Raw genomic sequence first — 19,854 nt, 5'->3', positions numbered from 1 at the left:
AATCAGCATTTGAGCTATCAGTTGAGGGGCATCTAACAGTTAGAATGAAACGCGATGTTACTCAAGTCGGATAAATACAAAAAAGGACCGAATTCGGTCCTTTTTGTTTTTCGCATATTGTAAAACAATCCGCTATTTAGAACTCAGTACAGCCGCCGGATTCAACCTTGCGGCACGCGAAGCAGGATACCACGTCGCAAGTAAACTAAGCACTATCGCCGTCACTGACACCAATGCCACATCTGGCCAGTGTAGTTGTGATGGTAAGAAGTCGACGAAGTAAATATCACCCGATAAAAACTGATGACCAATTAAGCTCTCTAACCCTTTAATTAACGGGGTCAGATTTAACGCCACTAAGACACCGATAACACTGCCGACGAGACTGCCAAATACACCAGAGAATACACCTTGCCAAACAAAGATCCGTTTGATTAGGCTATCTTTTGCTCCCATTGTTCGCAAAATTGCAATTTCCGCCGCTCGGTCTTTCACTGCCATCATCAACGTAGACACAATATTAAAACATGCCACGCCAATCACCAGTACCATCACCAAGTACATAATGGTGCGCACGAGCTGAATATCGCGATACAAAAAACCAAACTTTTGCTGCCAGCTTTTCAAATACACATAAACATCAACCATGCTACCAACCTCGCGAACAATAGAAGGCGCATTGAGAACATCGTCAGTTTTCAGTGAAATGCCAGTGACCCCTTCCCCTAACCTCGCGTATTGCTGAGCATCCGCTAATGGTACTAACGCTAGAGAGTGGTCGATTTGGCCATTCAACGTTAAGAACCCTGACACCTTCACGCGCACACGCTTAGGAGCCTGCACTTTATTTGCGCCGCCTGTTTGCGGAATCATCAACGTAACGTAATCCCCCACGGCGACATTTAGCTCGTTTGCTACACCTCGGCCTAAGATCACTTGCTGCTGACCGGCATAAAAGTTTTGCCAAGCTTCTTGGTCAATAAAATTCGATAAGCTCGACACCGCTTGCTCGAAAGTAGGCTCTACACCACGAACTTCTATCGCTTTTAGCTTACTGCCTTTTTCTGCCAAGCCCGTAAAACGAACATACGGTGCTGCCGCAACAACATGTTCATGTTTTAGAGCTTGATTCATCGTTTTGGTGTAGTCATGAAGTGGTCCATTAACACCTTCTAACTCGCCGTGTGGGATCACAGACAACACACGCGATTGCAGCTCGCGCTCAAAGCCATTCATTGCAGACAAACCGATAATGATCACAGCAACGCCAACCGCAATACCAATAGTCGAAGAAAGCGATATGAAAGACACCATCTTGTTGCGCTTTTTCGCTCGACTGAAGCGACCACCAATCATCAAAGCTAAAGAGGTAAACAAAACTAGCCCTCCGCAGATGCTGTATCAGTCACAAAACGATCTACGAGCAAACCATCTTGCATGTGCATTTGACGATCCATTTTTGCTGCCAGCTCTTTGTCATGCGTGACAACCAAAAATGCAATGTTTGACTCTTTATTGAGCTCGCGCATCAAATCATAGATAGACAGTGCCGTATTGTGATCTAAGTTCCCCGTAGGTTCATCAGCCAAGACCAGATCAGGTTTATTCACCAATGCACGCGCAATCGCAACACGCTGACGCTCACCGCCCGATAACTCGGAGGGTCTATGTTGCATCCGATGACTCAAACCAACTTTATCTAACAGCGCTTTAGCCGCCTGTTTTGCATCCGCTACTTTAGCACCGCCAATCATCAGTGGCATCGCCACATTTTCAAGCGCAGTAAAGTCAGCCAACAAGTGATGAAACTGGTATACAAAACCAAGGTGCTTGTTGCGTAATGCCGCCTGTTTGTTCGAGCTCAAAGCTGATAGGTTTTGCCCTAGAAAATCAACTTCACCATGAGTTGCGTCATCTAACGCACCTAAAATATGCAATAAGGTACTTTTTCCCGAACCAGAAGAGCCAACAATAGAAACCAACTCCCCTTTGTCGATATCGAAACTTACGCCTTTCAACACTTCCGTATCTAACGAACCCTCTCGGTAGACTTTACGAATATCACGACATTCTAATAGCTTATTCATAGCGAAGTGCCTCAGCAGGTTTAACAGAAGATGCTCGATAAGAAGGATAAAGCGTAGCAGCAAGGCTAAGAGCAATCGCCAATACCACCACTAAAAGAATTTGCAGTGAATCAATCAAGATGGGTAGATGACCACCAAAGCTGAATAGCGCCACACCAGCAGATTCAAGAATCGCATTTAGATTAAGTGACAAGATCACACCCGCAGCGCCACCAACAATCGCGCCAATTACACCACTGCTTGCACCTTGCACCATGAAAATGGTCATCACTTGAGATTGAGTCATGCCTTGAGTTTTCAATATTGCAACTTCTGATTGCTTCTCCATTACCACCATGATTAAAGCGGAGATAATATTGAATGCAGCGACACCCACAATTAGACCTAGCATAAGTCCCATCATGTTCTTTTCCATTTTCACCGCTTGGAAAAGCTCACCACGCTGTTCGCGCCAATCACTCCATTCCCATCCATCAGGCATGGGTTGGTCAGCAAAATCCGTTACCATAAATGGGTCAGAGAAAAAGACACGCCAACCAGAAACCGTGTCTTTAGGGAAACGCATCAGCTTAGATGCATCCGTCATGTTCACAATCATTAATTGACCATCAACGTCCGATCCCGTATTGAAAATGCCTGAGACAGTAAAGTTTCGCTGGCTAGGAATACGGCCAAGTGGGGTAAACTGCGTTGCGTTGGTCACCATCAAGCGCACTTTATCCCCGATTGAGACCTTTAGTGAACGCGCCAAACTGTGACCCAAAAATACATTGTAGTCACCTGCTTGAAGTGACGATAATCGTCCGGCAATCAAATGGTTGCTAATCGGATCGCCTTTCTTAGGTTCAATACCGATGAGGTAACCAGCCGTCAGCTGTGCAGAACTCTGAATAACAGCCTCTCCTCTAACGATAGGCTCCGGCTGAGATTCACTCGACATCGCTTGAACAAATGGAGGGGCAGACTCGGTCATAGGCGTTTTTCCATCGTGTTGCGAAACAACGGCATGAGGTAGCACACCTAAAATGCGTTCTTTTAACTGCGATTCAAACCCGTTCATCACAGAAAGAACCGTCACCAACGCCATTACACCGATCGTAATACCCGCCGTCGACATATAAGAAACAAATCGGCTGAACCTATCTCCAGAGCGTCCCCGAAGATACCTTAAGCCAATAAACAATGAGATAGGATGATACATATAAGACAAACCAACTGGTTGTTTTGATATAAAGCTTTAGCGGATTATCTTACCTTACTCTTCTCATTAAGAAGACAAGAGAATCGCTAAATTTGTCAACGACATGCAATAAGTCTGTATTTAGGGCAAAAAGTTCAAGGACAAATCAGCTAAACTTGATAACTTCATTCAGTTAGCGATAATCAGTGCCCTATTTCTCTTTGTTTGTTGAGTGAACAGGGAGCGCTCACTGGCAAAAGGATCGACTATATGACAGAGCAAGAATACTTTACCGTCCATCATAACCTCACCATCAACGTCGAAACGTTGAGTGCGGACTTTGCTTTGCCAGATGAAGAAACATTTGCCTCCGAAATTCCAGCACCATTTATTGTCGCCAGTGAATTTAGTCACTTAGATATGTTGGCAGACAACGCGCGTCTAGAGCTGAAAAACAAAGAGTTAAAGCATGTGATCAACTTGCTTGATACGCAAAACGCGAAACTTAACCTCTTGTTGAGCTTTATGCTTTCACAACAAGATGACGCCTCCATTCGCTATCAAACGACGCAGTTTGGTGCTAGTCAACTCAGTTTCCGCTCAGATACAGCGTTAACTACTCAACAACTCGTTCGTGTTAAACTGTTCCTCGATCACCCTGCTGCGGCGATTTACTGTTACGCTCAAGTAGAAGAATGTGATGCTTCAGAGCAAGATTTCATTATCACGCTTAGATACAAGATGCTCCGAGAATCTGATCAAGATTTACTGATAAAGGCGGCACTGTATCAACAACAAAAACTTTTACGTCAGCGCTCGATGGAGCGAGATAAAAAATAATTCCTATGACAAAAGCAACGATTCTTTCCGTCACCAACCCTTCAGAGCGTGGCGACAAAAAACAGCTAGGTAATTTGCCGGGCGCAGCTCTACCTCTAGCCATTGCAGAGCTGGCCAAGCAGCATTCGAGTCACTCGCTACTCGTTGTGCCTGACCCGCAAATCGCTTTAAAGCTTCAGGCAGAGATTGAGCAATTCACCGACCAAACGGTAAGCCTGTTCCCCGACTGGGAAACGCTGCCTTACGATAACTTTTCTCCGCATCAAGAAATCATCTCTGAACGTATCGCACGCCTATACCAACTGCCAAGTCAACGTGATGGCATAACCATCGTCCCGGTCAGTACAGTATTGCAACGCCAATCGCCACGTGATTTTCTGTTGCAACACACTTTAATGGTGAAAACTGGTGATCGGCTCTCGCTAGAGAAGTTACGTGTACAACTTGAAAATTCAGGCTACCGCCATGTAGATCAAGTATTTGGGCCAGGTGAATATGCAAGTCGTGGGTCTATTCTGGATCTCTTTCCTATGGGCAGCAATGACCCGTACCGCATCGACTTCTTTGATGATGAAATAGATACCATTCGCACGTTTGATCCAGAGAACCAACGCTCTATCGACGATATTCAGCAAATCCAATTGCTGCCTGCACATGAGTTCCCAACCACTAAAGAAGCGATTGAAGATTTCCGTACACGTTGGCGCACCCAGTTCGACGCACGCCGCGAGCCTGAATCAATCTACATGCAAGTGACCAAAGGCACGTGGCCCGCTGGTATTGAGTATTGGCAGCCGCTGTTTTTTGACCATACCGAGACTTTATTTGAATATTTGCCAGAAGACTCTCAAGTCATCACATATGGTGATATCGAATCTGCGGTCGATACTTTCTTAACCGATGTCGAATATCGATACGACCAGAAAAAAGTTGATCCGCTGCGTCCTCTTTTGACTCCTGAACAGCTTTGGTTGAAAAAAGACGAACTTTTCAGTCAACTAAAACAGCTCCCTATCGCTCAATTGAGCCTAGATAAAGTGGTTAAGCGTGCCGGTCGTCAAAACCTACCAGTACAATCGTTAGCCGAGCTTGGCGTTCAACAACAAAATAAAGAGCCGCTCTCGCGCCTTCGTCAGTTTAGTGAGCAATTCAGCGGCAAAATCGTTTTCTCGGTAGAGTCAGAAGGTCGTCGTGAAGCACTAACGGAGCTGTTGCAAGGCATCAAAGTTCGGCCAGTCGTACATGGCTCACTTTACCAAGCTCTAGACTCGGGTGATCGATTCAGCTTGATCTTAGGCGCAGCAGAGCATGGTTTCATTCACGAAGAGCTGAACTTCGCTCTGATCTGTGAAAGTGATCTACTCGGTGACCGTGTTATCCAGCGACGCCGCAAAGATAAAAAAGCCGTCAACAGTGACACCGTTATTCGCCATCTTGCAGAACTAAAACCCGGTCAACCTGTGGTTCATATTGATCACGGTATTGGCCGCTACATCGGTTTACAAACACTTGAAGCCGGTGGCATGAAAACGGAATACGTCACCCTTGAGTATCAAAACGATGCCAAGCTCTACGTGCCAGTTTCATCACTGAATCTTATCAGCCGTTATTCTGGCGGCGCTGAAGAGAGTGCGCCACTGCATAAATTAGGTGGTGAAGCGTGGGCAAAAGCACGTCGTAAAGCGGCAGAAAAAGTGCGTGATGTCGCGGCAGAATTGCTGGATGTGTATGCAAAACGAGAATTAAAACCGGGCTTCAAATTTGAGCTAGATCGTGGGCAATACGCAACATTTAAAGCAACATTCCCGTTTGAAGAAACAGATGACCAAGCGATGGCCATCAATGCCGTATTGTCAGACATGTGCCAGGCAAAAGCAATGGATCGCTTAGTATGTGGTGACGTGGGCTTTGGTAAAACGGAAGTCGCTATGCGCGCAGCATTTGTCGCAACGGATAACAGTAAACAGGTCGCTGTACTCGTACCAACAACCTTGCTTGCTCAGCAGCATTTCGAAAACTTCCGTGACCGTTTTGCCAACTTACCAATCCGAGTTGAAGTACTGTCTCGTTTTAAATCTGCCAAAGAACAAAAAGTCATTCTGCAAGACGTTGCCGATGGTAAAGTAGACATTGTCGTTGGTACGCATAAGCTGCTTTCGAGCGACATTAAATTCAAAGATTTAGGTTTGTTGATCGTTGATGAGGAACACCGCTTCGGGGTTCGTCAAAAAGAAAAGGTCAAAGCAATGCGTGCAGATGTGGACATTCTTACCCTCACCGCAACACCAATTCCACGCACACTGAATATGGCAATGAGTGGCATGCGAGACCTGTCGATCATCGCGACTCCTCCTGCACGCCGTTTAGCCATTAAAACCTTTGTTCGACAAAAAGAAGAGCCAGTGGTCCGTGAAGCGGTACTGCGTGAAATTATGCGTGGTGGTCAGGTTTACTTCCTGCACAATCAGGTTGAAACCATTGAAAAAACGGCAGAAGACTTACAGAAACTCATCCCAGAGGCACGCATTACCGTGGCTCATGGTCAAATGCGCGAGCGCGAACTTGAGCGAATCATGAATGACTTCTACCATCAGCGCTTTAATGTGTTGGTGTGTACAACCATCATCGAAACCGGTATCGACGTACCAACGGCGAATACCATAATCATGGATCGTGCGGACAATCTTGGCTTGGCGCAGTTGCATCAATTGCGTGGCCGTGTTGGACGTTCGCACCATCAAGCCTATGCTTACTTATTAACGCCACATCCAAAAGCCATGACCAAAGATGCCATCAAGCGTCTTGATGCGATTGCTTCACTGGAAGACTTAGGTGCTGGCTTTACGTTAGCAACCCACGATTTAGAAATCCGTGGTGCTGGTGAGCTGCTTGGTGATGAGCAAAGTGGGCAAATTCAATCCGTTGGTTTTACACTTTATATGGAAATGCTGGAACAAGCAGTGCAAGCATTAAAAGAAGGCAAGGAGCCATCTTTGGATGAGCTGCTTCGTGAGCAAACTGAAGTGGAAATGCGAATCCCAGCGCTCTTACCAGATGATTACATTCCGGATGTAAACACACGACTGTCGATGTACAAACGCATTGCGAGTGTCACAAGCAGTGATGAACTATCAGAGCTAAAAGTGGAACTGATTGATCGCTTTGGTCTGCTTCCAGACGCAACAAAGAACTTACTTGCCGTCTCAGAATTGAAAATTTCGGCTGGTAGTTTAAAAGCGAAAAAGATAGAAGCCCATGATAAAGGTGGATTTATCGAGTTTTACCCTGATGCTGACATAAATCCAGCGTATTTAGTTAAACTGCTGCAATCACAGCCGCAAAAATTTGCAATGGAAGGTCCAACTAAGTTCAAGTTTAGCGTACCATTGGTGGACCGACGTAAACGCATTCAGTTTGTTCAAGACTTACTGAATGATTTTAAACAGAATTTATTACCAACGAGCTAATAGTCGAATGAGAATACTGATCCCGTTATTGCTTCTATGTGTCTCAATGCCCTCTTGGGCACAGCGCCAATTTGATATTGAAGTGATCATTTTCAAGCGAGCAGTCGACGCTGAAAGCACAACAGAATCTTGGCCGAATCAACTGCCAAAAATCGATATGGAAAATGTCGGTAGCCTAGAGAGTGAATCCTACCGCCGCTCTAAAGGCGTGACACTTTTGCCAAGTTCTTCTTTCCGTCTCAACGCGCAAGAAGCGGCACTAAATAATCATGCCGGCTTTAAAGTGCTTAAACACGTAGCCTGGCGTCAAGGTGACCGAGGTAAATCTAGCGCCCCAATTTTCCGCATCGTTGGCGGGCGAGATTTCTCTGATTCTTATCAAGCAGATGGCCGCCCACTCAATGGCAATCAAACATTTTCCAGCGACGGTTACAGTGAAGAGACGGTCAATGGTCCTTTATATGAACTAGATGGTCGATTCCAAATATACGTACAGCATTACCTCTTCGCCGAAACAACACTAGATCTCCGCGAACCAAGTGTTAGAGAGGTGCGTTTTGAACCAACCTCAACTGAGCAATTGGCGGATGACTTAGGTGAAGTAGATGGTAACGTCCAAGTCGGTAACTTGGCAGAAATATCGCCGACAGTAACCGAAGAGAAATTCCTGAAGAGTTATCGAATGGATCAAAAACGTCGTATGCGTAGCAGCGAGACTCATTACCTAGATAACCCGTTGATGGGTATGATCATTCAAGTTCGTCGGGTTCGATAAGCACGAGCGGTTCGACAAAGCGCAGCAAAGCTGCGCTTTGTTTTTATCTGCTATACCTCAGTTATTCCTAACCAACGCAGAGCAAGGAAAATAGCTGCGTTCAAGTATAAATAGACAGCTTTCAATTTACTTACACTCAACATGGAAGTCGTATTAGTTCATGAGTCCAGACTTTGAAATCATTGCGCCCCGCTTAGCGCTCAAGCTCATCCCTGCTGAAGAAGCACATTCACTACAACGATTACTTGCAGAATCCCCTTCGCTGCACCAATGGCTTGACTGGTGTGATAAAAACGTCACATTGAAAACCGCGCAGGACTTTCTGTTGGCAACCCGTCTTAACTGGGTCAAAACTGAGGCTTTTGGTTTCGGTATCTATGAGCGGCAAAGTAACACTTTGGTTGGAATGGCAGCGGTTAATGAGTTATATCATACGTTTAATATGGCGAGTATTGGTTACTGGGTTGCCGACCGCTATCAACGGCAAGGCTATGCCCAAGAAGCCGTTAAAGCCTTAGCAGAATTCTGCTTCGCAAAGCTAAGTTTAACTCGACTAGAGATTGTTTGTGACCCCGACAACGAAGCTAGCCAAGCCTTAATTGAGTCCGTCGGTGCACAAAAAGAAGCCATCGCCAGAAACCGGTTTATTTTTCATGGTAAGCCTAAAGATGGCGTTGTGTACTCACTTTTACCGACAGATCTAACATAAACAAAAAGCCACCGACTTGCGGTGGCTTCTGCATTTTTTAAGATACAGTACATCCACATAGAGTGGATTTAAAACCTTAGTGCAGCTTAAGGTTTGGACGCAGCACGCGATTAATGCGACCGACGAGCATCATCAGACCGGTTTTGAATACACCGTGCAACGCCATTAGGTGCATGCGATACAACGAGATGTAAACGACACGAGCAATACGGCCTTCTACCATCATCGACCCTTTAGTTAGGTTCCCCATCAGACTACCAACGGTTGAAAAGCGACTTAGAGACACTAATGAACCGTGATCTTTATATACGTAATCTTTCAACTCGCGCCCGTTGATCTTCGCGACGATGTTACTAAATGCCTGGCTTGCCATTTGGTGTGCAGCTTGAGCGCGTGGCGGCACGAACGAACCGTCAGACTGGGTGCATTGTGCTAAGTCACCAATAACAAAGATGTCATCATCTCGTGTTGTCTGTAGTGTGTTTTTCACTACAAGCTGATTGATACGGTTCGTTTCTAAGCCAGCGATATCTTTAATAAAGTCTGGAGCTTTGATACCCGCAGCCCAAACCATGATTTGAGCTGGGATCTTCTCACCATCTTTTGTAGTAAGGCCATCTTTTTCAGCTTTAGTCACCATAGTGGCGGTGCGCACGTTTACGCCCAACTTCACCAACTCTTGATGAGCAGCAGAAGAAATACGTGGAGGTAACGCTGGTAAAATACGCTCACCTGCTTCAATCAGATTGACGTTCAACTTGCTAGAATCAAGATCACCGAAGCCATAAGTGCGCAGCTCTTTAACAGCATTATGTAACTCAGCTGATAGTTCAACGCCAGTTGCACCAGCACCAACAATCGCAATATCGACCGTACCGTTACCGTTTTTCGCGTGCAGCTTTAGGAACTCGTTGTTCATTTCTGTACGGAAACGGTGTGCTTGCTCAGGGCTGTCTAGGAAAATACAGTTTTCACGAACGCCAGGCGTGTTGAAGTCGTTTGATGTCGAGCCAATCGCCATCACTAGAATGTCGTATTCTAGCTCACGGCTTGGCATAAGAAGTTCACCGTGCTCGTCTTTAAGCTCACTTAAGATGATCACTTTACGTTCACGGTCGATGTCTTGAAGGCTACCCATTTGGAAGTCGAAGCTGTGGTTTTTTGCATGAGCTCGATAGCTCAGTGCATCTACTCCTTCGTCCAAAGAACCTGTAGCAACCTCATGCAATAATGGCTTCCACAAGTGGCTCGCTTTTCGATCGACTAGCGTAATTTGCGCACGGTTTTTGCGACCTAGAGTTCGACCAAGCTTAGTTGCCAACTCAAGACCACCTGCACCGCCGCCTACAACGATAATGCGTGTCACAATGATTTTCCTCTACAAAAATGAATATATGGGGTTCAGCTCGATGCATGACTCACAAACATTTGTGGCATCCATCCAACCGATGAATTCTTGGTTCTTAGAGGTGTCTCAATTACTTGGATTAAAAAACTGCCACTCACCTTGATTCTTTATCTATCAATGACTTGTCAGGGTTTGGCATGTTTATCTGGTACGCATACGACGCCAGAATTTTTTGGGCAAGTTTATTACTCGCTCTCAATTTTTTTTGATATTTATCAAATTATTTTAGTCCGGTTCATTATATAGAGACCAACTTTGAAGGCAACCAAAATCCGTGTAACGAGTACGGATTGACTACTTTTCGACTACTCTACAACAAGGTGTTCGTGCTACATAGGAGGGAAGTAAGAAAACGGTAAGGAGAACACAATATTCAAAGCGTTAAACCAAGAAAATGTGCCTTTCAAAGAGACAGTGGCTCGGCATACTCAAGAGAAGGAATCGCAGCAAAGCAGCCGATAAAAACGCCGCTTTACTGTCTACACTCAACATTAATAAGTATTTTTAAATGCCTTTATCGCTTGTAAATGATGAGAGATTTTTTTGAACTTATGAGACTGAGTTTCATCCCAAATGATTTGATAGTGTTTTTCTAGCTCAGCTGCCGTTTTCGAATTGTCATGCACTTCATCATCTTTAGAGAGAATCACTAAGCAGTGAGCTTGATTTTTCGCTCGGAACTGATCAACACATTTTGTTGCGATATCTTCGTACTCTTCTGGACGATCGATTCGACCAGCCATCGTTTTTTCTGGGTGCAAGTTCGGGTTGAACATCACTTGCTTGATACCGCATAGAAAACCAATTCGCTCAGACCAGTAACCACCTAAACCAACCCCGCAGATTAACGGGTTTGGGTCATCAGATTGATCGATAACTTTAGACACTTCTTTTAACAAGTGTTGCATGTCGTGCTTTGGGTGAAGGGTGCTGTAATTGATAAAACGAACGTCGTCGTCGATAAATTGCAGTTGAAGAACTTTTTCGTGGTTACCCGGGCTTGTACTGTCAAAGCCGTGTAAGTAAATAATCATGTGTACCTCTCCCTGTGTGTATCTGGTACTTTTATTAAAACTACCACTATTTCCTTACTGTTAAAGGGGAAAATATCACGAGTTCTCAAAACAGTGATCTTCCATACACAATGAGCCTTTCAACTCATACGCACTGTTTAAGTATTGTTCAGTTCCCCACAATTTATAGGCAAGTAGATACCAGAGCATCGCCATCACCAAGGTTCTTGGTTGCCAAGCGTGTACACCTCTCAGCCAAAGAGACACATCTTCGATACCTCGAATTTGGCAATACTGCTTTACCGCTTCTTCCACAGGCGCATTCGCGACCTGAATAGTTAAGGTCAAATCTAGCCTAGGGTCAGCAATCCCGGCATACTCCCAATCAATGACTTTCACCCCACTCTCCCCTCGCACTAGGTTGTAACACCCCAGATCGAAGTGACATAGGGCAAGCGGAACAGGTGCAACGTTCGGTTCCGTGCGCCACTTCATGTACAAAGCCTCAAACTCCGTACCCACATACTGACCATCAAGCTCAAGCCAATAATGATCGATGCGAGAAATATATGAAAATGGAACCAAAGGAATTGCGCTTATCGGATATTGATGAATCTTCGCCGCAATGGATAATAAATCGCTTAGTGCTAAGCCTGACTCCGTCAGTGCCTCTCCTTCTATCCATTCCACCAGCAACCCTTGCTCATGAATAAAAACTGGCTTGGGGCCAATTTCCAATGAAGAGACTGCATTCAGCACTTGATATTCACTGTGACGAGAAATTGAAAAAGCCTTGCAGACATGACTGGTCGGTCGCCAGATGTATGCAAGGCCTTGAGAAGATTCCAACCGCCAACAGCGGTTGGTTAGCCCCCCGGTAACAGTTTGTACTTTTACCGGAGGCTCCGTAAAGAAGCCATCGAGAGCATTAAGACTCGGATCTAACTGTTTTGCTTGTTGCCAAGAAAACCATGCCATTGATGACTTCTCCACCCTGTTCGATTAAAGACCGAATAGGCTCTTAGATTGCGCTTTACGAATTTCAGTTTCATCCGCCCACTCAATCAAACCTGTTTCTAGGTCCATTAGGCGCATGGTCATCTTGTAGTATACATCTTTATCGCTACCTGCATTTTTCACAATGCTAGATAGGTTGCCGTAAAGCATGTATTGAGCACCAACCATTTTACCAAATTGGATCGCTGTGCTTTGGTTAACAAGCTCATCCGTGTTTTGGAAGTTAAGTTGTTCACGCACAGACTCAACACGATCCATATCAACAAAGCGGAACTTACCTGAGTTCAACATCTTAGTAGAGATCGTGTCAGTAATGGATTCAGTGTCAATATGTTCACTGGTTTTGTTCTTAATTCGCTCAACAAAAACGATAGGACGTTGGTCACGAGTAATTGCTGCTACAGAGCCCGACATCATCATGCTATCCACCATTTCAGCCGCGATTTTTTGTAAATCTGTTGAGCCAAAATCGATAGTCGTGGTTTCTGTTGCTTGCGCATCGCCGTAAGAGACTTTGTTAGAACAGCCACCTAAAATGACGGCAAGACCTAAAAGAGCAATAATACTTTTTTTCATGAGAGTTCCTTAGTTTTTCAATACCAGCGCATCGTTAGCGCGGCAGCTTCGGCAGAGCCGTTAAGATTAATCGTCTTGTGCTTCTCTAATTTGCACACGGAATTTTGTGCCATTTGGATTCACAGTAACTTCAGATAACGTGACTTGCTCAAATCCTCGCACAATCATTTTTCGCCACGGACCAGGTTTGGTATTCACTTCTAAACCATTGTTGTCATACCAATAAAATCGGTAAAGAATGTGCTGATCACCTTTGTAATTGCTACTCAACTGCACGACTCCTCGTGGGCGATCATCAACGTAAGTGGTGGTGATGTTGTCAACTAATAAGCGACTACCTAAAACGTTATCATTAAAGAATACTTTTTGCGTTTGGCCATCAATTCGAATACCAGCCGTGTTTTCGGCGCATCCAACTAAACCAATAGCCATTGCTAAACAAACAAGCCATGCTTTCATTACAGTCTCCCTAGCTGTTTATGCCACACGGTTGAGTGTGCTCCCTGACGAGATACCCATACCAATGTAGTCTGCTGTGCAGGCACTTCAAACTGATAGGTTTGATCACCCAAGTTTAAACTTTGTGTTCCCGGTTTCACGATTTTTGAAGCCGTTTTCACTTGCGCTGGCAATGTTTGCCAACTTCTTGTATCTGGCTGTTCGGTCAATGTGTTCCATACATTGAAAAGTATGTTGCCCACATCATCGCCTTTTTTCGCCGCCTCTTTTCGGATTCGATCTTTTGCCCAAACACGAAGAGCTTGACGGATCACTATTGTAGTAAGACGTTCATTAAGATCGTTTTGCGCCATCGCATTAACATCAGTCAGCGTACTGGAAGGCAATACCTGACCATTTAAAACAACATCGCTAAAACGTTGAGCACCTCGGTTCTGATAATAAGGAAGCGCCAACGAATAAATCGCGCCATTATCGCGACTGTCGTAAATCGGTAAATCAATACGCCACCCTTTCATCGCCTCAACAACACCCTGCTCATCAATAACGATGACTCGCCCTTGTGACTGAGTTAATCCAGAAGGTGCTTTGCCATACCGCTTCTCTAGCATGCGCAAGTCTTCACGCATGCCTAACTTCTTAGCAGCGTATAAGGTGCTTTCTACAACTTGCTTGTTGTCTGGCATTACAGCGAGTGCTCGTCGGTAATCAACATAAGCACTGTTTAAGTCTCGCGACGCTTCATATAACAAGCCAGAAAGATAGAACAGATAACCATTTTGTACCGCGCTTAGTTTTTTACCAGCATCAGGGTAGTTCGCTAATACACTGCCTAAATTGGCAGACATGCCTTGCTTGTTAAGGTCTTTCTCTGCTGCTTTTAGCTCTTTTTCACGCGCATTTCTTGCCGCTTCCTGAACTTGATTAGCTCGACGCACTTCAACTAGTGCTCCTTCTAAATCGTTTTTCTGTAAGTAATTTAGTCCTAGATACAGGTGCAAAAAGCCAAGTTCGTAATCGGCGGGATGATAATCTTGGAGATTGTCGTTCACTGCGAGAGAGCCGACGCTCGTTGCCGTGTCTGACACAGATATCGTCGCTCGATCTTGTTGAACACGTACGGCACGATCGCTGCTTTCTAGCGCATTCAAACTTGTTGGGTAATCTTCAGCAAGAAAAGAGATGCGACCTTTTTCAAAATTGCCAAGTATCTCGCCACCCACTTCACTTGATTGAAGTTGTTTTGCTTTGGCATATTCCCCTGCAACAACGGCTTGATAAACTTCTTGATTCTGGTTGCTGTAATGACTAAACAGATTGCCCGCAGATAAATTCGCGCAGCCAGAGGCCATTAAAGCCCAGCTCATCAGCCCTAACAGCTTTACACCTAGTTTCACATTTATCTCCACAAATGTGTCATTCGACAGGAAAAAGAAGTGGGTGAATAGCCACCCACTTTTAAAAGCTTAGCTCAATACCATTGGACCTAGAGGGCGGCCGCCTAGTAGGTGCATGTGAATATGGTAAACCTCTTGGCCACCATGTGGATTACAATTAACGATCAGGCGATAGCCGTCTTCAGCAATACCTTCTTCTTTCGCCAACTTTCTAGCAACAGTGAACAAACGCCCCATCATTGCTTCATCTTCAGCTTCTACATCATTCGTTGTTGGGATCAGTTTATTCGGAATAATGAGAATATGGCTTGGTGTGCGAGGGTTAATGTCGCGAAACGCAGTCACCAAATCATCTTGATAAAGGATATCGGCAGGGATTTCCTTGCGAATAATTTTACTAAAGATCGTTTCTTCCGCCATGAGGACTCCATTTTATAAACGTAATTAGACCCCAATTAGTATGCGCCAACCAAAAGCGGAGCTCAATAAAAACAGTGTTCACTTAACATTATTAATCAAATGCTAATTAACGAAGCTTTTTTTGTCGTGTGCGTCATAAAATGCGCATCACAAACTGAATACAATCCAATGAATTTTGTTACTTTTTTAAGACAATTATTATTTTTATACCCAAGTAAATTCAAAAATACTTGGGTAGCTTGTCTATTTTTGGGAGAGGAAGCTCACTTATGCGAGGTTCAGTTATTAAAAGGATGTATGCCGGCTTTGCACTGATCATCATCCTATTTGCCGTCACAATTGCCATTATGATGGGAGGAATGAGTGATATTCACGGAAAATTTGGCACGGTTTCTAAATCATCCCTACCGTTGGTATCGTTATCTAATCAAACCAGTGTTGAGCTGCTTTCTGCCGACAAATCATTTAAAGACTTCCTGACGACAGAGAATAAACAACGCATGGATGAAATGCGTCAGGAATTTGCTAGATCTCAACAGCGCTTCGAATCCACATTGGCTCAACTGAAAACCGCAAGCCAAATCTACCCTTCTCTTGCCGAACCGTTTTCACAGTTAAAAACGTTAGAGCAGAGCTATTTTACAGAAGCTCTAGAGGCCATGGACAACTACGAAGCAATGTTTGCGGCTCAAGAAGAAGTGCAAAAATCCTCACGCCGCTTCCAAAAACTGAATACCGAACTTTCGGTTGGTCTTAAAGAATATGTGGCAGATCAAACCAGCATTTCTGTCAAAGTCATGGCAAAGAGCTACTTTATCAAGTTAAAAGATGCCGAAGTAATTACCTCTGATGCCCTCGCCAGTTCCAACCCTGAGTTTGTTACGCAAGCCGTAGCTAAAAACCGCAAAGCAGTAACGCACTTGAATTACGCATTCCGCGGGTTGGTGACTCAGCTTCCTGAGCTAGAAAAAGCTTTTGGCGAATCTGTAGAGCAATTTACTCGTGACGTTGGTATGCGTGGCGGTGTGCTAGACCAACATAATAATTACCTCAATGCTCGCGCCGCTTTGTATAACAATATCGCCAACCTAGCAAATAAAGTGGATTCAACCATGGCGATTCTTGAGCAATTCACGACAACCGCAACAGATAAGCTCAATGAATCATTGGCAGATGCTGGTGACATATATTCGGCAGGTGTAACGAAAGCCATCATCATTGGCGTTATTGTCGTTTTACTCGCGACAGCGATTGGCTACCACATCGCACAAAGCGTTCGCGAACCGTTGACTCGTATTCTAAAAGTGTTAGAAAGCCTGACTGAAGGAGATATGACACAGCGTATCGACATTCGCTATAACAACGAATTCAGCCGTGTGAGTGGACACATTAACTCACTCGCCGACAACCTTCACGAGATCTTGGTGAAACTCAACGAAGCGTCAGAAAACCTATCGTCAACCGCGACAACCAACGAACGCACCTCTTCGCAAGCACAAATTAAATTGAGCTCTCAACGCGAACAAACGGCAAACGTCGCTACCGCGATGACAGAAATGTCTCATTCAGTGCAGGAAGTCGCGCAAAGTGCGCAAGGCTCGCTAGAAATGGTGCAACGCGTCGAATCTGCCTCTGAAGAAGGCAGAAATGTTATGAGCAGTAACATCTCAACCATTAATCAACTAGAAACACGTTTGAACGAATCGGTCTCCGCAGTTTCTGAGCTACAAAAAATGAGTGGTCAAATTGGGTCTATCCTTGATGTGATCCGCAACATTGCGGAGCAAACCAACCTACTGGCATTGAACGCGGCAATTGAAGCGGCTCGCGCTGGTGAACAAGGTCGCGGCTTCGCGGTAGTGGCAGATGAAGTACGAGTACTCGCATCAAGAACGACTCAATCAACCACTGAAATTGAATCCATGATCAGTAATCTGCAATCTAGATCGCAATCGGCGAACCAAGTCATACAAAGCTGTATGAGCGATATGGAGATGTCGGTTGAGCAAGCGTCAAAAGCGAACAGCTCAATGGAAGAGATCCAGGCGCTAATCATTGAGATCAGCCAAATGAGTACGCACATTTCACAAGCAGCAGCAGAGCAAAGTGAAACATCAACAGACATTGCTCGCAGTATTGAAGATATCAACAGCATCGCCGATGAAAGTTTCCAAGCCATGTCGAGTATCGCACAAACCAGTGAATCACTGACCCACTTGGCTCATCAGCAAAATGAATTGGTCCACCGCTTTAAGTTATAAATACTTTATAATTAAGAGTATTAATTAGTGCAATCAACTGTATAAGGGCGACTTTTTGTTAAGTCGCCCTTGTTTTTTGTCGGCCATGTCTACATATGATTAATAAGGCCAGCTCATCCCCTTGCACAACTCTTTTCGAGCGGCCTCATAAAAAGGAAAATCTATGGCTGTTCATGTTGGTATTATCGACCAAGACCCAGTGAGATTGGTCACTCCTCTATTAGATAATCGTACGCTAAGCACACATATCGTCTTCATCGGAGACAAGAGCCAGTTAGATATATTTGACCGACTGAGTGCCGTTTTAGATCAACGAGAAATTACTTCTGAATTTTTTGAAATTCCATCCGCTGTTAATACATCTCTGATCAAACAAGCAATTCAAAAACTGGCAAAAGATCTCCATGAACGCGGCGAAGATGTAAAATTGAACGCGAGCTGTGGTCTTCGTCATCGCTTGTTGTCGGTGTACGAAGTTTTCCGTACCTATCGCTGGCCAATTTTTGTGGTTGAGCCTAGTAGCGATAAGCTTTGTTGGTTATACCCTGATGGCAAAGAAGATACCCAAGTAGAAGATCACATTACGATTGCAGATTACCTCACTATCTTTGGTGCACGCGGCGAATTTCACCACGTTGATTTACCACCTCTTCTTGATAAAAAATTGTATGAACTTGGTGAACGATGGGCCTCAAATGCGCTTGAGCTTGGGCCAGGTCTAGCAACACTTAACTACCTTGCAACCACATGCCGCAAAGAACAAAAGCTTGATGTCGAGCTCTCCGAAAAACAGCAGGGCTACCGTGAGCTCAACATGTTGCTTTCAGATTTAGTAGAAGCAGAAATCGCCACCTATGAGAATGGCGTTTTAACGTTTGCAGATGAAGATGCTCGACGCTTTTCAAATGGTGAGTGGTTAGAAACTTTGGTTCACAGCACCGTGAAGCAAATCCAAGACACCATGCCGACGATCCAAGATCGATCGTTAAATGTTCAGGTTTATCGCAAACTTGGTGAAAGTGAAGTACGCAATGAGTTAGATGTCGCAACAGTTGTAAACAACAAGCTGCACATCATCGAGTGCAAAACCAAAGGCATGAGAGATGACGGCGACGATACTTTATATAAGTTAGAGTCGCTTCGCGATCTATTAGGTGGCTTACAAGCGCGCGCAATGTTGGTGAGCTTCCGTCCTCTTCGTCACAATGACATTACTCGTGCTGAAGACTTAGGGCTAGCCCTGATTGGCCCTGATGAGCTTAAAGATTTAAGAACGCACTTAACTGCTTGGTTTAAAGACGCGGGCGGTTCAGACGAGATATAGTGCCATTAAGAAAAGCTAAAATTCACAACGATAAAAAGCAGCATTAATGCTGCTTTTTTTATACCTAAATTTTAGCTGTACGCATTTCTATAAGTAGAAAAAAACCAGAGGTTAGCCTCTGGTTTTTTCTGTTTGTTTAAATGCCAACTATAGAGGCTTAAAGCATTTTACGCGCTGCTTCTACAACCACTTTAATTGAACGCGCTTCCGTTTCTTTCAGAGTTGAATGATCTGGAATCTCTTTTTGTGTACGGTTGATGATAACACCTGCCACACAACCCGCTTTTAAACCAGAGCTCGCACACATTGTTAGCAGTGTTGCAGACTCCATCTCGAAGTTAAGTACGCCCATGTCTTGCCATTCTTGCATAGAGCCTTGGAAACGCTTAACAACACGACCAGAGAACGTATCGTAACGTTCTTGACCAGGGTAGAACGTGTCGCTTGATGCAGTCACACCCATGTGAACTGTAGCGCCAGACTCTTCTACCGCTGCTTTCATTGCGGTTGCTACTTCAAAGTCAGCAACTGCTGGGAATTCCATAGGAGCAAAGTGTAGGCTCGCACCGTCAAGACGAACTGACCCCGTCGTTACGATCATGTCACCCACGTTTACATGCGGTTGAATTGCACCCGTTGTACCAACACGTAGGAAAGTGCGAACACCAAGCTGTGCCAATTCCTCAACTGCGATAGAGGTAGAAGGACCACCAATACCTGTAGAACAAACCACAACAGGTTTACCGTCTAGCTCTGCACGGTATAGCGTGTATTCACGATGGCTTGCTAGAAATACTGGATTTTCCATTTGTTCTGCGATTTTTTGAACACGCGCTGGGTCACCAGGAATGATCGCTAGAGTCGCACCATTAAGATCAGCTTCAGTAACACCTAAATGGAATACAGCTTGAGACATAAGTC

General features: G+C 44.8%; 17 protein-coding genes. 6 read left to right on the top strand and 11 right to left on the bottom strand.

Features of this window, described 5'->3' with window-relative positions:
- Positions 1 to 132: 132 nt before the first annotated feature.
- Genes lolE through lolC form a run of 3 tightly spaced genes read right to left on the bottom strand, consistent with a single transcriptional unit; the run spans position 133 to position 3,288 of the window.
- The gene (lolE, locus tag R7P36_RS21105; protein WP_025766930.1) at positions 133 to 1,377 is read right to left on the bottom strand and encodes a lipoprotein-releasing ABC transporter permease subunit LolE; all 1,245 of its coding nucleotides are present in this window, start codon (positions 1,375 to 1,377) and stop codon (positions 133 to 135) included.
- Between the two features lie 2 nt (positions 1,378 to 1,379).
- Positions 1,380 to 2,087 (bottom strand): lipoprotein-releasing ABC transporter ATP-binding protein LolD, encoded by a 708-nt coding sequence (gene lolD / locus R7P36_RS21100; protein WP_005378457.1) that lies wholly within the window; start codon positions 2,085 to 2,087, stop codon positions 1,380 to 1,382.
- On the bottom strand, positions 2,080 to 3,288 hold the full coding sequence (gene lolC, locus R7P36_RS21095; RefSeq protein ID WP_031778997.1) for a lipoprotein-releasing ABC transporter permease subunit LolC: 1,209 nt from the start codon (positions 3,286 to 3,288) through the stop codon (positions 2,080 to 2,082). Before lolC ends, lolD begins: the two co-directional genes overlap by 8 nt.
- A 249-nt stretch (positions 3,289 to 3,537) precedes the next feature.
- Between lolC and R7P36_RS21090 the strand changes: the two genes are divergently transcribed.
- The 4 genes from R7P36_RS21090 to R7P36_RS21075 all read left to right on the top strand — a co-directional run bounded on the left by R7P36_RS21090 (position 3,538) and on the right by R7P36_RS21075 (position 9,058).
- Positions 3,538 to 4,107 carry a hypothetical protein gene (locus tag R7P36_RS21090; protein WP_017634743.1) on the top strand — a complete coding sequence of 190 codons (570 nt, stop codon included), beginning with the start codon at positions 3,538 to 3,540 and terminating at the stop codon, positions 4,105 to 4,107.
- 5 nt (positions 4,108 to 4,112) lie between these two features.
- Entirely contained in the window at positions 4,113 to 7,574 is a 3,462-nt protein-coding gene (mfd, locus tag R7P36_RS21085) for a transcription-repair coupling factor (RefSeq protein WP_033905041.1), read from the top strand.
- A 7-nt stretch (positions 7,575 to 7,581) separates the two neighbouring features.
- Entirely contained in the window at positions 7,582 to 8,349 is a 768-nt protein-coding gene (locus R7P36_RS21080) for a peptidoglycan binding protein CsiV (RefSeq protein WP_080773703.1), read from the top strand.
- Positions 8,350 to 8,509: 160 nt separating this feature from the next.
- Positions 8,510 to 9,058 (top strand): GNAT family N-acetyltransferase, encoded by a 549-nt coding sequence (locus R7P36_RS21075; RefSeq protein ID WP_025766936.1) that lies wholly within the window; start codon positions 8,510 to 8,512, stop codon positions 9,056 to 9,058.
- 76 nt (positions 9,059 to 9,134) lie between these two features.
- Here the strand turns inward: R7P36_RS21075 and R7P36_RS21070 are convergent, their stop codons facing one another.
- From R7P36_RS21070 to hinT, 7 genes are all read right to left on the bottom strand, one after another.
- On the bottom strand, positions 9,135 to 10,424 hold the full coding sequence (locus R7P36_RS21070; protein WP_005378463.1) for an NAD(P)/FAD-dependent oxidoreductase: 1,290 nt from the start codon (positions 10,422 to 10,424) through the stop codon (positions 9,135 to 9,137).
- Between the two features lie 533 nt (positions 10,425 to 10,957).
- Positions 10,958 to 11,500, bottom strand: a complete 543-nt coding sequence (gene ycfP, locus R7P36_RS21065; protein ID WP_005378464.1) for an alpha/beta hydrolase YcfP — start codon at positions 11,498 to 11,500, stop codon at positions 10,958 to 10,960.
- A gap of 75 nt (positions 11,501 to 11,575) precedes the next feature.
- Positions 11,576 to 12,457, bottom strand: coding sequence for a thiamine kinase (thiK, locus tag R7P36_RS21060; protein ID WP_017634746.1), 882 nt, complete (start codon positions 12,455 to 12,457; stop codon positions 11,576 to 11,578).
- Between the two features lie 24 nt (positions 12,458 to 12,481).
- A complete protein-coding gene (gene lpoB / locus R7P36_RS21055; RefSeq protein ID WP_005378467.1) occupies positions 12,482 to 13,072 on the bottom strand; it encodes a penicillin-binding protein activator LpoB in 591 nt (196 codons plus the stop codon).
- 66 nt (positions 13,073 to 13,138) lie between these two features.
- Positions 13,139 to 13,531, bottom strand: a complete 393-nt coding sequence (locus R7P36_RS21050; protein WP_005378469.1) for a YcfL family protein — start codon at positions 13,529 to 13,531, stop codon at positions 13,139 to 13,141.
- On the bottom strand, positions 13,531 to 14,928 hold the full coding sequence (locus R7P36_RS21045; protein WP_005378471.1) for a COG3014 family protein: 1,398 nt from the start codon (positions 14,926 to 14,928) through the stop codon (positions 13,531 to 13,533). Before R7P36_RS21045 ends, R7P36_RS21050 begins: the two co-directional genes overlap by 1 nt.
- A gap of 69 nt (positions 14,929 to 14,997) precedes the next feature.
- Positions 14,998 to 15,348 (bottom strand): purine nucleoside phosphoramidase, encoded by a 351-nt coding sequence (hinT, locus tag R7P36_RS21040; RefSeq protein WP_005378473.1) that lies wholly within the window; start codon positions 15,346 to 15,348, stop codon positions 14,998 to 15,000.
- Positions 15,349 to 15,617: 269 nt separating this feature from the next.
- Here hinT and R7P36_RS21035 point away from each other — a divergent pair, with 269 nt between their 5' ends.
- Both R7P36_RS21035 and R7P36_RS21030 read left to right on the top strand, forming a co-directional pair.
- Entirely contained in the window at positions 15,618 to 17,609 is a 1,992-nt protein-coding gene (locus tag R7P36_RS21035; RefSeq protein WP_213899472.1) for a methyl-accepting chemotaxis protein, read from the top strand.
- 163 nt (positions 17,610 to 17,772) lie between these two features.
- Positions 17,773 to 18,933, top strand: coding sequence for a DUF1887 family protein (locus R7P36_RS21030; protein WP_005378476.1), 1,161 nt, complete (start codon positions 17,773 to 17,775; stop codon positions 18,931 to 18,933).
- Positions 18,934 to 19,090: 157 nt separating this feature from the next.
- Here R7P36_RS21030 and udp read toward each other — a convergent pair whose 3' ends face one another.
- Positions 19,091 to 19,849, bottom strand: a complete 759-nt coding sequence (udp, locus tag R7P36_RS21025) for a uridine phosphorylase (protein ID WP_005378479.1) — start codon at positions 19,847 to 19,849, stop codon at positions 19,091 to 19,093.
- Between the last annotated feature and the right edge of the window lie 5 nt (positions 19,850 to 19,854).

It is taken from the genome of Vibrio sp. 397 (assembly GCF_033339395.1).
GTDB classification, from domain to species: Bacteria; Pseudomonadota; Gammaproteobacteria; order Enterobacterales; family Vibrionaceae; genus Vibrio; species Vibrio alginolyticus.
Note: the sequence above shows the minus strand (reverse complement) of the source record. Positions and strands in the feature narration are given on the sequence as shown.